Origin of the sequence: Rhodoplanes sp. P11 (genome assembly GCF_964266735.1) — a bacterium.
In the GTDB taxonomy this organism is placed as follows: domain Bacteria; phylum Pseudomonadota; class Alphaproteobacteria; order Rhizobiales; family Xanthobacteraceae; genus Rhodoplanes; species Rhodoplanes serenus.
This window is the reverse complement of record NZ_CAXWGY010000016.1, coordinates 103,968-118,204: the sequence shown is the minus strand read 5'-3', so window position 1 is coordinate 118,204 and position 14,237 is coordinate 103,968. Positions and strand designations below refer to the sequence as shown.

The window sequence follows — 14,237 nt, the reverse complement described above, 5'->3', positions numbered from 1 at the left end:
CCTGTCGCAACCGCCGGCATCGCTCCGCCGGCCGCCGAAGGCGCTGTCCTTGCGGCCCTCGCCCGACCCATCGGGCCTCCGGCCGGCCGCTCGTCCACTGGTGTCATGTCCCCCCTTCTTCGCCGCATCGTCTACGTCACCCTCTACGAGCTGATCGCCATCGTGGTGGTGAGCGCCGCCCTGGCGTGGATCGCCGATCGGCCGGCGCTCGACAGCGGCATCGTCGCCGTCGCCTCGTCGGCGATCGCGATCGGCTGGGCTTTCGTGTTCAACGCGATGTTCGAACGCTGGGAGGCGACACGGCGGGTGCGCGGCCGCACCCCTGGGCGGCGGGTGGCACACGCCATCGGCTTCGAGGGCGGCCTGGTCGTGGTGCTGGTGCCGCTGATCGCCTGGCAGCTCGACGTCTCGCTGTGGGAGGCGTTCGTCTACGACTTCGGCCTGATCGTCTTCTTCCTGGTCTACACCTTCGTGTTCACCTGGGTGTTCGACCGGGTGTTCGGCCTGCCGGCCTCGGCGCGCGGGGAGGGGCCGCCCGCCACGCGGACGCGGACCGAGGAGCCGAGCGGCTCGGCTACTCGTCCGCCAGCGTGAACTGCAACAAGACGGTGCGTTGCAGGAACGAGAAGTTGTCGTCCGACACCAGGGTCAGGACGGTCTCGCCGGCCGCCGTCGGATGCACCCCCACCGCCTCCATGTTGTCGATCTGGAAGCCCATGTCGGCGCCGACCAGCTCCGGCCCGTCCACCACCGCGCCGGGCATGATCGCGGCCTGCGGAATCCGCCGCAGCCGCATCGCGACCCCGGTGGTCCAGGTGAAGCGGCGCTCCACCAGCAGGAGGTCGCCGTCCGGCAGCAGGGCGGCGTCGCTGATGTCGAAGCCGTCGTGGCGGCGGATCGTGAACAGGCCGGGCTGCGGACCGCCGATCAGGGCGGCGCGGATGTCGCCGGCGCCGTCGAGCGCCCGTTCGGTGATGGCGATCAGGGTGCCGGCGAGCCGGAACGGCTTCGGCACGAACACCAGCGCCTCGACGCCGCGGTTGCTGGGAATGCCCTGCAGGCCGGCCGGCCACGGCAGCGGCTTCGCCCGCGCCGCCATGCCGTCGCGGCCGAAGTCGAAGCGGACGATCCGGTGGACGCGCTCGATGCCGACATAGAGCGTGCCCTGGTCGCGGGCGAGCGACTCGGTGTCGTACCAGCCGCGCGCCGCCAGGGTGCGGCCGTCCGGCCCCAGCATCGGGGCGATCGCCGCATCGGCGACGCCGACCGGGCGGCTGCCGTCGTAGACGATGCGGCCGGTCAGCCAGTCGGCCTTGTCGGTGACGGCGACGAAGCGAGCGGCATCGAGCATCACCAGGCCCGAGATGCCGCCGAACGCCTTATGGCGGGAGGTCAGCTCCAGGCCGCCGCGGAAGTGCAGGCGGCCGAAGCGAAGCCGGTCGGGGCGAGCGGGCTCGAACGCCGTGAAGGGTCGCGCCTCGATGGTGATCGGCTCGCCCTGGTCGCCGAGCGACGCCCGGCTGAACACCGCCGGGTCGGGCTCGGCCCGGCCCGCCGGGGTGAGGGCGCCGCCGCCGAGCAGGACGGCCAGCACGCCGACGACGGTCAGCCCGCGCGCTCCCACGCCACGCACCAGGGCGGCGCGTCGGCGCCCGCTCACGAATGCAGCCGCCGCTTGGTGCGGTTGCGTCGCTCCTGGGCCACGGCCCGCTCGTCGAACAGCTCGGCGAGCTTGTCGGTCATCACGCCGCCGAGCTCCTCGGCGTCCACGATGGTGACGGCGCGGCGGTAGTAGCGGGTCACGTCGTGGCCGATGCCGATGGCGATCAGCTCGACCGGCGAGCGCTGCTCGATCTCCTCGATGACGAAGCGCAGATGCCGTTCGAGGTAATTACCCGAGTTGACCGACAGGGTGGAGTCGTCGACCGGCGCGCCGTCCGAGATCATCATCAGGATCTTGCGCTGCTCGGGTCGGCCGAGCAGGCGCTTGTGCGCCCAGTCCAGCGCCTCGCCGTCGATGTTCTCCTTCAGCAGGCCCTCGCGCATCATCAGGCCGAGATTGCGCCGGGCGCGCCGCCACGGCGCGTCGGCCGACTTGTAGACGATGTGGCGGAGATCGTTGAGGCGGCCCGGATTGGCCGGCTTGCCGGCGGCGAGCCATCCCTCGCGCGCCTGCCCGCCCTTCCAGGCCCGGGTGGTGAAGCCGAGAATCTCGACCTTGACGCCGCAGCGCTCCAGCGTGCGGGCCAGGATGTCGGCGCAGGTCGCCGCCACCGTGATGGGGCGGCCGCGCATCGATCCCGAATTGTCGATCAGCAGGGTCACCACCGTGTCGCGGAAGTTGGTGTCCTTCTCGTGCTTGAACGACAGCGGATGCAGCGGATCGACGACGATGCGGGTGAGGCGCGCCGGATCGAGCAGCCCTTCCTCCAGGTCGAACTCCCAGGAGCGGTTCTGCTGCGCCATCAGCCGGCGCTGGAGCCGGTTGGCGAGGCGCGCCACCACGCCCTGAAGGTGGGCGAGCTGCTTGTCGAGATAGCCGCGCAGGCGCTCCAGCTCCTCCGACTCGCACAGCTCCTCGGCCCCCATCACCTCGTCGAACCGGGTGGTGAACGGCTTGTAGGACGGGCCGCGCGGCTCGTTCGGCCGGTTGCGCATCCGCCACGGCTCGGCGGCGGTCTCCGGGTTGCCGTCCTCGGCGTCCTCGGGCATGTCGGCGGAGGGTGCGTCGAGCGCCTCGGTGGAGCTGTCCGGCAGCTCGTCGGCGGACGCATCGGCCTCCTCGACGGTCGAGCGCTCCATCTCCTCCGACTCGGCCGCCTGGCCGTCCTGGCCCTGGTCGTCCTGCTGGCCGTCGTCCTGCTTCTGCTCGGCGTCGTCCTCCTCGTCGGCACGGCCGCGCTCGTCGCCCATGTCGAGCGCTTCGAGCAGGTCGTGGACGACGTCGCCGAAGCGGCGCTGGTCCTCCAGGAAGCGGCCGAGCTTGTCGAGATCCGGCCCGGCCTTCTGCTCGATGACGGGGCGCCACAGGTCGACCAGCTTGCGGGCTGCGGCCGGCGGCGGCGCGCCGGTCAGGCGCTCGCGCACCATCATGGCGAGGGCGTCCTCCAGCGGCGCATCGGCACGGTCGGTGATCTCGTCGTAGCGGCCGCGATGGTAGCGGTCGTCCAGCATGGCGCCGAGATTGCGGGCGACGCCGAGCATGCGGCGGGCGCCGATCGCCTCGACGCGGGCCTGCTCGATGGCCTCGAACACGGCGCGGGCCTGCTGGCCGCCCGGCATCAGCTTGCGGTGCACGAGGTTGTCGTGACAGGCGAGGCGCAGCGCGATGGCATCGGCATGGCCGCGCACGATGGCGGCGTCCTCGGGCGAGAACTTGCGGGGCGGCTCCGGCAGCCGCGCCTTGTTGCCGGCGGCGCCCGGCCGGTCGGCCGCGTATTGCACCTCGAGATCGGGCTTGCGGGCGATCGCCCGCAGGCAGACGCCGACCGCCCGCTTGAACGGCTCGTTCGGGGCTTCCTTGCCGGGCTTGCCTTTGTGGTTCGACGCCATGTGCGGGTTCTTTATTTCGCCGTCGAGCAAGCTTATCTTACAACCACTGCGCGCGAGACGGACCCATGACCGAACCCGAGAACCACACGCTCCACCTGCTCCGGGAGATTCGCGAAGCGATCGGGTCGCTCGATACGAGAGTCCAGCGTCTCGACAGCAAAGTCGATCACAACCACGCCGACCTCACCGAGCGGCTCGACCGCCAGCGTCAGGCGGTCGTCGGAGAGGGCGTGCTCGGCCGCTACGCGGCCGCCGAGGTCGAAGATCGTCTCGCCCAGATCGAGCGTCGTCTGTCGGCTCTCGAACGGCGCGGCTGACATGCACCGGCCCATGGCGCCTCAGCTCAGCGCCACGTTGACGGTCGACTCGGGCAGCTCCTGCCCGAAGCAGCGCTGGTAGAACTCCGCCACCAGCGGCCGCTCCAGCTCGTCGCACTTGTTCAGGAAGGTGACCCGGAACGAGAAGCCGATATCCTTGAAGATGTCGGCGTTCTCGGCCCAGGTGATGACCGTGCGCGGGCTCATCACGGTGGAGAGGTCGCCGTTCATGAAGGCGTTGCGGGTCAGGTCCGCCACCCGCACCATCTTGCCGACGATGTCGCGGCCCTTCTCGTTGCGATAGTGCTTGGCCTTGGCCAGCACGATCTCGACCTCGTTGTCGTGCGGCAGGTAGTTCAGCGTGGTGACGATCGACCAGCGGTCCATCTGGCCCTGGTTGATCTGCTGGGTGCCGTGATAGAGCCCGGAGGTGTCGCCGAGCCCGATGGTGTTGGCGGTGGCGAACAGCCGGAACGACGGATGCGGCTTGATGACCTTGTTCTGGTCGAGCAGCGTCAGCCGGCCCGAGACCTCGAGCACCCGCTGGATCACGAACATCACGTCGGGACGGCCGGCGTCGTACTCGTCGAAGCACAGCGCGACATTGTGCTGGAGCGCCCACGGCAGGATGCCGTCACGGAACTCGGTGACCTGCTGGCCCTCGTGGATCACGATGGCGTCCTTGCCGATCAGGTCGATGCGGCTGATGTGGCTGTCGAGGTTCACCCGCACGCAGGGCCAGTTGAGGCGCGCCGCCACCTGCTCGATATGGGTCGACTTGCCGGTGCCGTGATATCCCGTGACCATGACACGGCGGTTCTTGGCGAAGCCGGCCAGGATGGCGAGCGTGGTCGGGCGGTCGAAGCGGTAGTCGGCGTCGATCTCGGGGACATGCTCGTCCGGCTCCGAGAAGGCCGGGACCTCCATGTCGGAATCGATCCCGAAGACCTGACGGACCGACACCTTCATGTCGGGCAGCCCGGCCACGGCGTCTGTTGCGGCAGTCATTGCTCCTCCTGGCCCGTCGGGGGCGGGCATGCGGCGTCGGCGGCGTCGTGGTGACCGACGGTAGTTCTAGCAGACGGCCCGCGCGGCGCGGAAGCCGTCTCGCGGGCCCGGCCCTTCGGAAATACGCCCGTCATATGGGGGAGTTCCGTCGAAACCGCAGCGGCCGCGCGGTGGGTGCGCCGCTTGCGCTCAGCACAGCCCGGTCGACTTGAGATAGTTGTAGGCTTCGAGGATCTCGCGGAGCTTGTCCTCCGAGGCGCGGTCGCCGCCGTTGGCGTCGGGGTGGTGGCGCTTCACCAGCTCCTTGAAGCGGTTCTTGATTTCGGTCCGGCTCACGCCCGGGTCGAGGCCCAGCGTGGCGAGCGCCTTGCGCTCGGCGTTGCGCACCGTGCGGCGCTCCTGCTCGGCCTGGGCCTGGGCGGCGTCGGGACGCGCGCCGGTGCCGAACTCGCGCAGGACATCGAACGGATCGCCCGGCCCGGCATCGAACACGCCGTCGGCCCGGAACCGGCGGGCCCGCGGGTGGGTGCCGAGGCCGAGCTTCCAGGTCGGGCGGTGCCCGGTGAGGGCGTCCTTCTGGAACTCGGCGACGGCGCTGTCGGGCATCCCGGCGAAGAAATCGTAGTTCTGATTGTAGTCGCGGACGTGGTCCAGGCAGAAGCGCCAATATTGGCGCGCCTGGGTGCGCCCCTTGGGGGCCCGGTGGGTGCCGGCCGCGGCGCACCCCGGCCACTCGCAGGCCGGGCCGGTGACGGGCCGGCGGTCGCGCTCGGGCTTGACGCGAATGCGGTCGAACAGGGGTGAGTCGAACTTCATAACGGGCCATTATGGACGGCATCGGCACCCCGGCAAGATTGACAGGGCGCGACCGATATGCTCGCCGACGCGGGGGCGGCGGACGGGACGGCGACACGCGCTAACATAGGATGAGCCATGCTGGTTCGCGATATCATGACGGAAAAGCTCTCGGCCGCCTTCGCGCCGGCGCACCTGGAGGTGATCGACGAGTCCGACCGCCACGAGGGCCATGCCGGGGCGCGGCCCGGCGGCCAGACGCATTTTCGCGTGCGCATCGTTGCGGAAGCGTTTCGCGGCCGCAGCCGGCTCGATCGCCACCGGCTGATCAACCAGGCGCTCGCCGCCGAGATCGCTGGCGGTGTCCACGCGCTCGCCATCGAGGCGGCGGCGCCGGGGGAAGGCTGATCTTCTCCCTCTCCCCGCGCAGCGGGGAGAGGGTCGGGGTGAGGGGGCCTCTCGTAGATGCGAAGGCGCCCCCTCACCCGGAGCCCGCGCTGACGCGCGGACTCCGACCTCTCCCCGCGCAGCGGGGAGAGGTGAAGAGCACCGTAGCCCGGGTTGAGCGTAGCGAAACCCGGGAGAGTACCCCTATGGGGGCAGTGGCCGCCGCGGAATCGCCCTGGATCTCGCTTCGCTCGATCCAGGCTACACCGTGCGGCATGGCGCCTGTGCTCCCTCTCCCCGCGTGCGGGGAGAGGGTCGGGGTGAGGGGGCCTCTCGTAGATACGGAGGCGCCCCCTCACCCGGAGCCCGCGCCGACGCGCGGACTCCGATCTCTCCCCGCCTGGCGGGGAGAGATGAAGAGTCAGCCCACCCGCACCAGGGCACCGCGGCGGGAGAGCGGCGCGATGCGCAGCGCCGTGATGCGGTTGCGCTCGCGGCGCAGCACATGGAAGCGGAAGCCGTGGAACGTGAAGCTCTGTCCCGGCTCGGGGATCGAGCGCGCCTCGTGGATCACCAGGCCCGCGATGGTGGTGGCGTCGCCGTCCGGTAGGTTCCAGTCCATGGCGCGGTTGAGGTCGCGGATCGGCACGCCGCCGTCGACATTGACGGAGCCGTCCGGCTGGAGCCGCACGCCGGGGACGTCGATGTCGTGCTCGTCGGCGATGTCGCCGACGATCTCCTCCAGGATGTCCTCCAGGGTGACCAGGCCCATCATCTCGCCGTACTCGTCGACGACCAGCGCGAAGTGGCTCTTGCGCCGGCGGAACGCCTTGAGCTGCTCGGACAGCGGCCGGATCTCGGGGACGAACCAGGCCGGTCGCGCCAGCCCGAGCACGTCGATGCGGGAGAAGTCGCCGTCGCTGGCGTGCAGCGCCCGCAGCACGTCCTTGACGTGGAGGACGCCGACGATGTTCTGGGGCGAGCCCTGCCACAGCGGCACGCGAGTCTTCGGGCCGGCCAGCACCGCCTCGATGATCGCGGCGGGCGGATCGGCGGCGTTCGCCATGATGACGTCGGTGCGGTGGATCATCACGTCGGCGACGGTCAGCTCGCGCAAGTCGAGCAGGCCGCCCAGCATGTCGCGGTCGTGCTTCTCGACGCCGCCTTCGCGGTGCAGGAGATCGACGGCGCCGCGCAGCGCCTCGTGCGGTGTCAGGATCGGGGCGCTCTCGCCGATCACGATCCCGGTGCGGGCGAGCAGCCAGCGCACCAGCGTGCTGACCGCCCACAGCACCGGGCCGAGCAGGCGGACCGCCGTGGCGATCGGCCGCGCCACCGCGAGAGCGATGCGGTCCGGGCTGTCGAACGCCGCCGTCTTCGGCAGCACCTCGCAGAACACCACCACCAGCACCGTCATGATCAGCGTGGCGTAGATGACGCCGACCTCGCCGAACCAGGCGAGCAGCAGGCCCGTCGCCATCGACGAGGCGGCGATGTTGACGACGTTGTTGCCGATCAGCAGTGCGCCCAGCAGCCGCTCGCGCGAGGCCAGCAGCTCGGCCACGAGGGCGGCACGCGGATTGCCGTCGCGGGCGAGGCGCAGCATGGCGGCGCGCGACGAGGCGGTCAGTGCCGTCTCGCTGCCGGAGAAGAGAAACGAGGCCACCAGGCAGAGCAGGACGGCGGCGACGATCAGCCAGTCGGTCAGGTCCATGGCGGGGTCTCGCGTGAAAGCGCGTGCGACCGGACGGTCGCACGACGCAACCCGACCTCTCCCCGTGAGCGGGGAGAGGTCGGAGTCCGCGCCTCAAGGCGCGGGCTCCGGGTGAGGGGGCGTCGCGGCTCGAGCCGAAGCGCCGTTGCCCCTCGCCCGTCTCGCCTCTTCGAGGCGAGCCACCCTCTCCCCGCTGTGCGGGGCGAGGGCGCGCCGGTGCCGTGCCGACCGGCTCACGCCAGCTGCGACGCCACGAAGGCGCGCACGTCGTTCGCATCGACGTCGCGGGTGACGAACGCCTGCCCGATGCCGCGCACCAGGATGAAGGTGAGACGGCCGCGGCTGACCTTCTTGTCCTGCGCCATCAGGTCCATCATCCGGTCGGCGTCGGGCCAGCGGAACGGCACGTCGGCGACCCGGGTCGGCAGGCCCATCTCGGTCAGGTGGCGCTCGACCCGCTCCACTTCGGTCTTGGCGATCAGGCCGAGGCGGGCCGAGAAGCGGAACGCCAGCACCATGCCGAGCGACACCGCCTCGCCGTGCAGAAGCTTGGCCGAGAAGCCGGCGGCGGCCTCGAACGCATGCCCGAAGGTGTGGCCGAGATTGAGCAGCGCCCGGTCGCCGGTCTCGCGCTCGTCGCGGGCGACGATCGCGGCCTTCATCCGGCAGCAGGTCGCGATGGCGTGCTCGCGGGCGGCACCGCCGGCGAACAGCTCGGGGGCGTTGGCCTCCAGCCAGGCGAAGAAGCCGGCATCGCCGAGCAGGCCGTATTTCACCACCTCGGCATAGCCGGCGCGGAACTCGCGCTTGGACAGGGTGTCGAGCAGCGCCGTGTCGGCCACCACCAGGATCGGCTGGTGGAAGGCGCCGACCAGGTTCTTGCCGAGCCGCGAGTTGATCGCGGTCTTGCCGCCGACCGAGGAGTCGACCTGGGCCAGCAGGGTGGTCGGCACCTGCACGTAGTCGAGGCCGCGCCGGGTGATCGCCGCCGCGAAGCCGGCGAGGTCGCCGACGACGCCGCCGCCGAGCGCCACCACGAGGTCGCCGCGCTCGATCTTGGCGGCCAGGATCTCGTCGCAGACGCGCTCCAGGGTAGCGAAGCTCTTGGAGCCCTCGCCGGCCGCCACGATGACGCGGGTGCAGGGAATGCCGGCGGCCTTGAGGGCCGTCTCGACGGCGCCGAGATGCAGCGCCGCCACGGTGACGTCGCACACGATCGCCGCCTTGGCGCCCGGCTTGAGGGCGGCGAGGCGGGCGCCCAGCGAGGCCGCGAGGCCGCGCCCGATGACGATGTCGTAGGCGCGCTCGCCGAGCGCGACGGCGACCACGGTGGGCTCGCCCGGTCGAGTCGGAGCGTTCATCATGCGGGTCCCTTCTCGGTCGGGCGGTCCGGTGCGGGCGTCGCGGGTGGGACGGCCGATCGCGCCGCCACCGGGCCGGATGGCGGCGCCACGCCAAGCCGGTCCGCCAGCGTCGCGACGATCTCCTCGACGATCACGTCGTGGGGCACGTCGCGCGACTGCACCGTCAGGTCCGCCTCGGCGTAGACCGGATAGCGTTCCGCGATCAGCTTGGCCAGCGTCGCTTCCGGATCGTCGGTCTGCAACAGCGGCCGGTCGGCGCGCCGGCGGATGCGCCGCATCAGCACGTCGAGATCGGCGGCGAGCCAGACCGAGAGGCCGCGCGACGCGATCATGGCGCGGGTGCCCGGGTTCATGAAGGCGCCGCCGCCGGTCGCCAGCACGCGCGGCCCGTCGGCGAGCAGCCGGGTGATGACCCGCGCCTCGCCGGCGCGGAAATAGGGCTCGCCGTGCTCGGCGAAGATGTCCGGGATCGACATGCCGGCGGCCGCCTCGATCTCGTTGTCGGCGTCGACGAAGGGCAGCCCCATGCGACCGGCGAGCCGGCGGCCGACCGAGGACTTGCCGGCCCCCATCATGCCGACCAGCACCAGCGAGCGCCCGCCGAGCGCGCGGGCGACGGCGAGCGCCAGCGGCGACGGCTCGGCAGGAGAGCGCAGGGCGGGGTCGGTCATGCGGTCGGGCCGTCCGTTCGTGCCGTTCGTTCGAGGATTGTTCGCTCGATACAATCCCCTGCTGCGCCTGTCCATGGCGGCCAGCGGCAGGCGGAGCCGTCACCGGCGGGGCCTGCGATCGGGGCCGGTCGGCCGGCCGCCGGCTTTACACAACTTTACCCGGGGGAGAAGCGGGCGAAACCGGGGTCCCCGAGAGTGTCGTCATGGCCGATCGGCCGAACCGCTTCGGTTCGCAAGACAGGAGACACCGCCATGACCCACCAGCCCGCCCCGCAGACCTCCGCGGACGCCGCCTCCGCCGCCCCGCGCCGGCGCCGCCTCGCCCCCTATGCGGTCGCCGCCGCGCTCCTCGCCGGCGCCGTCGGCCTCGGCGCCTTCGCCACCACCTCGTTCGGCCAGGGGCCGGGATTCGGGCCGAGCTTCAGCCAGCCCTTCGGCCAGGCCGGCGGCGGCTTCGGGCCGCACGGCATGATGGGCTGGGGCGGCGGCCCGTTCAGTCGCGGCGCCTTCGATCCGGCCCAGGCCGAGCAGCGCGCCGACCGCATGGTCCGCCATCTCGCGGTCGAGCTCGACGCCTCGACCGAGCAGCAGGAGAAGCTGCGCACCATCGTCCGCGCCGCCGTCAAAGACGTGCTGCCGGTGCGCGAGAAGATGCGCGCCGCCCGCGGCCAGGCGCGTGACCTGCTGCTCGCCCAGACGGTCGACCGCGCCGGCATCGAGAAGCTGCGGGCCGAGCAGATGGCGCTCGCCGACGCCACCAGCAAGCGGGTCGCCCAGGCGCTCGGCGACGCCGCCGAGGTGCTCACCCCCGAGCAGCGCCGCAAGCTGGAGGATCGCATGTCGAGCTTCGGCCTGATGCGCGGGTTCTGGCGCGGCTGACCGCGGCTGACCGCGCGCTGGCGCGGCTGAGCGCGCGACGGCGTGACGAGCCGGGCTCTCGCCCCCCATTCCCCGCCCGCCCGCGCGCCCGAGCGTCGCCGTTCCACCCCGGACGGCGACGCTCTACAGTTCCGGGACCAATCCCGGCGCCCGAAGGCGGCGGCCGCCCGCCGCCGTCTCCCGGTCGCCGATTATCCAGGCCCGTCGTGACCGACCGCATCCTGCTGATCGAGGACGACGCCCGCCTCGCCGAGATGGTGCAGACCTATCTCGGCACCGCGGGCTTCGACGTTGTCGTCGCGCCCACCGGCCGCGCCGGCCTGGCACTGCATGCGCGCGAATCCTTCGATGCGCTGATCCTCGACCTGATGCTGCCCGACATGGACGGGCTCGACGTCTGCCGCACTATCCGGGCCTCGGCCCAGACCCCGATCGTGATGCTGACGGCGCGCGGCGACGCCATGGACCGGGTGATCGGGCTGGAGATCGGCGCCGACGACTATCTGCCGAAGCCGTTCGAGCCGCGCGAGCTGTCGGCCCGGCTGCGGGCGGTGCTGCGGCGGGCCAAGGGAGGCGGCGAGCCCGCCGAGGTGCTGCGCTTCGGCCGGCTGGAGATCGATCTCGGCGCCCGCCAGGTGCGGCTCGACGGCGAGCCGCGGCCGCTGACCAGCCACCAGTTCGCGCTGCTCGTCGTCCTCGCCCGCCATGCCGGCCGGGTGATGTCGCGCGACGCCATCATGGATCTGGTGAAGAACGAGCCGCTGGAGGCGTTCGACCGCTCCATCGACGTGCATGTCTCGCGCATCCGCGCCGCCATCGAGGACGATCCGAAGCAGCCGCGACGGGTCATCACGGTGCGCGGCGCCGGCTACGTCTTCGCCAAGGCGCAGGAGTGAGCATGGCGACGATCATCCGCTGCCGCGTCCGGGACACGCGGCGTCGGCCCGCGGACAGGTGACGCCGCATGCGCCGCCTCTACCAGAAGATCTACCTGACCATGATCGGCGCCCTGCTGCTCTTGGTGCTGATCGCCGGCGCCGCCTGGCGGTTCGGGCCGGGCGGCCCGCCGGTCGGGCAGGCGTTCGAGCTGATCGGCGAGCTGGCCGCCGTGGCACTGCCGCCGGCCGAGGCGGCGCCCGCCGTCCAGGCGGAGGCGCTGCGCCAGCTCGCCGGGCGGCTGCGGCTCGATCTCGCCCTGTTCGATTCCGGCCGCCGGTCGATCGCCATGATCGGCCACCCGCTGCCGCCGCCCGATCCCGATCGCGACAGCGGCGTCCGCTACGGGCCCGGCGGTCCGGCCTGGGTGTTCCGCCTGCCGGATGATCGCTGGCTGGTCGCCCGGCCGCCGCCCCGCCATCGCAGCCCGGTGGTCGCCCTGATGGCGGCGCTCGCCGTCGTGGCCGTGGTGGTGGCGGTCGCCGCCTTTCCGGTGGTGCGCGGCCTGACCCGGCGGCTCGAAACCCTCCAGGCCGGCGTCGAGACGCTGGGCGCCGGCCATCTGGCCGCACGGGTGCCGGTCGAGGGCCGCGACGAGGTGGCGCGGCTGGCCGAGAGCTTCAACCGCGCCGCCGGGCGCATCGAGGAGCTGGTCGGGGCGCATCGGCTGCTGCTCGCCAATGCGTCGCACGAATTGCGCACGCCGCTCGCCCGCATCCGCCTCGGCATCGAGCTGATGCGGGCCAGGCCCGACGACGACCGCCATGCCGCCGATCTCGCCCGCGACATCGCCGAGCTGGACGGGCTGATCGACGAGATCCTCCTGGCCAGCCGGCTCGACTCCATCGCGGCCCCGCCGGCCGCCGAGGAGGTCGATCTCCTGGCGCTGGCCGCCGAGGAGTGCGCCCGCTTCGACGGCACGCTCGACGGCGAGCCGGTGACGCTGACCGGCGATCCCCGCTTGCTGCGGCGGATGATCCGCAATCTCCTGGAGAATGCCGCCCGCTACGGCGCGCCCCCGGTGCGGGTCGGCCTGCGCGCCGAGGCGGGGCGGGCCGTGCTGACCGTCGCCGATGGCGGTCCCGGCATTCCGGCGGGCCAGCGCGAGCAGGTGTTCGCGCCGTTCTTCCGCCTCGCCGGCGACGGCCGCGGCGCCGGGCTCGGTCTCGCGCTGGTGCGGCAGATCGCCCGCCTGCACGGAGGCGACGCCGTGGTGGCGCCGCAGCCGGGGGTGCCGAGCTGCTTCCGGGTCGACCTGCCGCTGGCGCGGGGCGGTCCCGAGCCGAGCCGCGCCGACGCCCCGACGCTTGCCAGAGGCGGGCGAACATGATCGTAGTCGGGATGCGTCCCGCCCGATGTGCGGCGCCCGGAATCCCGTCATGCCCAGCCTGTTCCGCTTTCTCGCGGTCGTCGCGCTGATCGCCGGCCTCGTCTATGCCGGGATGCTGGCGCTCACCCTGTTGGTCGAGCTGAAGCCGCGCGAGATCAGCGTGTCGGTGCCGCCCGACCGCTTCGTCAAGCCGCCGCGCTGACCGCCATGGGCCGTCCCCCGAAGGCCCCCGGCCGGCGCCCCTCCGCCACGCCCGCGAAGCCGGCCCCGGCCCGTCCGAGGCGCGGCCGGCCGAAGGCGCCGCGCGCGCCGGTCGACCGCCATGTCGCCCTGTTCCTCGACATGATCGCGGCCGAGCGCGGCGCCGGCCCCAACACCACCGACGCCTATGCGCGTGATCTCGCCGACGTGGTCGCTCGCCTCGCCGCCGTCGGCCGCACCGTGACGACGGCCCGCACCGAGGATTTTCGGTCGTATCTCGCTGGACTCGCGGCGCGCGGCTTCGAGCCGACCTCGGTGGCGCGCAAGCTCTCGGCGATCCGCCAGCTCTGCCGCTTCCTCCAGGCCGAGGGCCACCGGAAGGACGATCCGGCCGCCACCATCGAGGGACCGCGCCGCGGCCGGGCGCTGCCCAAGATCCTGTCGGTGGCCGAGGTCGACCGGCTGCTCGACACGGCGCGGGCGCTGGCGGCTCGCGCCGAGCAGCCCGCGGGCGAGCGGCTGCGGGCGCTGCGCCTCGTCTGCCTGGTCGAGGTCCTGTACGCCACCGGCCTGCGCGTCTCCGAGCTGGTCGCCCTGCCGGCCGCCGCGGCGCGGCGCGACGAGCGCATGCTGGTGGTGCGCGGCAAGGGCGCCAAGGAGCGCATGGTCATCCTCAACGAGGCCGCCCGCGCCGCCATGAAGGAGTGGCTTGCGGCGCTGGCCGAGGCCGGCCGGCACGCCGGGGCCAAGTGGCTGTTCCCCTCGTTCTCCGAGAGCGGCCATCTGACGCGCCAGCACGCCGCCCGCGAGCTCAAGGACCTCGCCGTCTCGGCCGGCCTGCGGCCCGACAAGGTGAGCCCGCATGTCCTGCGCCACGCCTTCGCCAGCCATCTGTTGCAGAACGGCGCCGACCTGCGCTCGGTGCAGATGCTGCTCGGCCATGCCGACATCGCCACCACCCAGATCTACACCCACGTTCTGGAGGAGCGGCTGAAGAGCCTGGTGCGCGACCTCCATCCCCTGGCCGACGAGGGGTAGGGCGGGTGGAACGGGACAACCACCCGGGTTATTCTCGGCTGGAGG

The 14,237-nt window shown here is 72.3% G+C and carries 15 protein-coding genes; 8 read left to right on the top strand and 7 right to left on the bottom strand.

Annotation, left to right across the window (positions count from 1 at the left end; all coding sequences use genetic code 11):
• The first annotated feature begins 105 nt into the window (after positions 1-105).
• Complete coding sequence (locus tag ACFQUV_RS12355; protein ID WP_129607424.1) at positions 106-594, top strand: PACE efflux transporter; 489 nt, start codon at positions 106-108, stop codon at positions 592-594.
• Here ACFQUV_RS12355 and ACFQUV_RS12350 read toward each other — a convergent pair.
• Both ACFQUV_RS12350 and cobT read right to left on the bottom strand, forming a co-directional pair.
• Positions 575-1,660, bottom strand: a complete 1,086-nt coding sequence (locus ACFQUV_RS12350) for an esterase-like activity of phytase family protein (protein ID WP_244601428.1) — start codon at positions 1,658-1,660, stop codon at positions 575-577. The two genes, ACFQUV_RS12355 and ACFQUV_RS12350, sit on opposite strands and share 20 nt — an antisense overlap.
• Positions 1,657-3,552 (bottom strand): cobaltochelatase subunit CobT, encoded by a 1,896-nt coding sequence (cobT, locus tag ACFQUV_RS12345; protein WP_129607423.1) that lies wholly within the window; start codon positions 3,550-3,552, stop codon positions 1,657-1,659. Before cobT ends, ACFQUV_RS12350 begins: the two co-directional genes overlap by 4 nt.
• A 65-nt stretch (positions 3,553-3,617) precedes the next feature.
• Here cobT and ACFQUV_RS12340 point away from each other — a divergent pair, with 65 nt between their 5' ends.
• Positions 3,618-3,869, top strand: a complete 252-nt coding sequence (locus tag ACFQUV_RS12340; RefSeq protein ID WP_129607422.1) for a hypothetical protein — start codon at positions 3,618-3,620, stop codon at positions 3,867-3,869.
• Positions 3,870-3,890: 21 nt separating this feature from the next.
• On the opposite strand, the gene cobS is transcribed toward ACFQUV_RS12340, so the two are convergent.
• Together cobS and ACFQUV_RS12330 are read right to left on the bottom strand one after the other, a co-directional pair.
• Positions 3,891-4,877: a cobaltochelatase subunit CobS gene (cobS, locus tag ACFQUV_RS12335; protein WP_129607421.1), complete on the bottom strand. Its 987-nt coding sequence runs from the start codon at positions 4,875-4,877 to the stop codon at positions 3,891-3,893.
• Between the two features lie 189 nt (positions 4,878-5,066).
• On the bottom strand, positions 5,067-5,693 hold the full coding sequence (locus ACFQUV_RS12330) for a J domain-containing protein (RefSeq protein ID WP_129607420.1): 627 nt from the start codon (positions 5,691-5,693) through the stop codon (positions 5,067-5,069).
• A gap of 117 nt (positions 5,694-5,810) precedes the next feature.
• Between ACFQUV_RS12330 and ACFQUV_RS12325 the strand changes: the two genes are divergently transcribed.
• Positions 5,811-6,080 carry a BolA family transcriptional regulator gene (locus ACFQUV_RS12325; protein WP_129607419.1) on the top strand — a complete coding sequence of 90 codons (270 nt, stop codon included), beginning with the start codon at positions 5,811-5,813 and terminating at the stop codon, positions 6,078-6,080.
• A 400-nt stretch (positions 6,081-6,480) separates the two neighbouring features.
• Here ACFQUV_RS12325 and ACFQUV_RS12320 read toward each other — a convergent pair whose 3' ends face one another.
• The 3 genes from ACFQUV_RS12320 to ACFQUV_RS12310 form a co-directional block, all read right to left on the bottom strand.
• Positions 6,481-7,773, bottom strand: a complete 1,293-nt coding sequence (locus tag ACFQUV_RS12320) for an HlyC/CorC family transporter (RefSeq protein ID WP_129607418.1) — start codon at positions 7,771-7,773, stop codon at positions 6,481-6,483.
• Positions 7,774-8,006: 233 nt separating this feature from the next.
• On the bottom strand, positions 8,007-9,134 hold the full coding sequence (gene aroB, locus ACFQUV_RS12315) for a 3-dehydroquinate synthase (protein WP_111388616.1): 1,128 nt from the start codon (positions 9,132-9,134) through the stop codon (positions 8,007-8,009).
• Positions 9,134-9,808, bottom strand: a complete 675-nt coding sequence (locus ACFQUV_RS12310; protein WP_111388615.1) for a shikimate kinase — start codon at positions 9,806-9,808, stop codon at positions 9,134-9,136. Before ACFQUV_RS12310 ends, aroB begins: the two co-directional genes overlap by 1 nt.
• 252 nt (positions 9,809-10,060) lie before the next feature.
• On the opposite strand from ACFQUV_RS12310, the gene ACFQUV_RS12305 reads away from it, so the two are divergent.
• The 5 genes from ACFQUV_RS12305 (at position 10,061) to ACFQUV_RS12285 (ending at position 14,192) form a co-directional block, all read left to right on the top strand.
• A complete protein-coding gene (locus ACFQUV_RS12305; RefSeq protein WP_378394935.1) occupies positions 10,061-10,687 on the top strand; it encodes a Spy/CpxP family protein refolding chaperone in 627 nt (208 codons plus the stop codon).
• Positions 10,688-10,893: 206 nt separating this feature from the next.
• Entirely contained in the window at positions 10,894-11,583 is a 690-nt protein-coding gene (locus ACFQUV_RS12300) for a response regulator (RefSeq protein WP_111388568.1), read from the top strand.
• A gap of 68 nt (positions 11,584-11,651) precedes the next feature.
• Positions 11,652-12,953, top strand: a complete 1,302-nt coding sequence (locus ACFQUV_RS12295; RefSeq protein WP_207211509.1) for a HAMP domain-containing sensor histidine kinase — start codon at positions 11,652-11,654, stop codon at positions 12,951-12,953.
• 49 nt (positions 12,954-13,002) lie between these two features.
• Positions 13,003-13,155: a histidine kinase gene (locus ACFQUV_RS12290; RefSeq protein WP_129609663.1), complete on the top strand. Its 153-nt coding sequence runs from the start codon at positions 13,003-13,005 to the stop codon at positions 13,153-13,155.
• Between the two features lie 5 nt (positions 13,156-13,160).
• Positions 13,161-14,192, top strand: a complete 1,032-nt coding sequence (locus ACFQUV_RS12285) for a site-specific tyrosine recombinase XerD (protein WP_129609662.1) — start codon at positions 13,161-13,163, stop codon at positions 14,190-14,192.
• Positions 14,193-14,237: the final 45 nt, after the last annotated feature.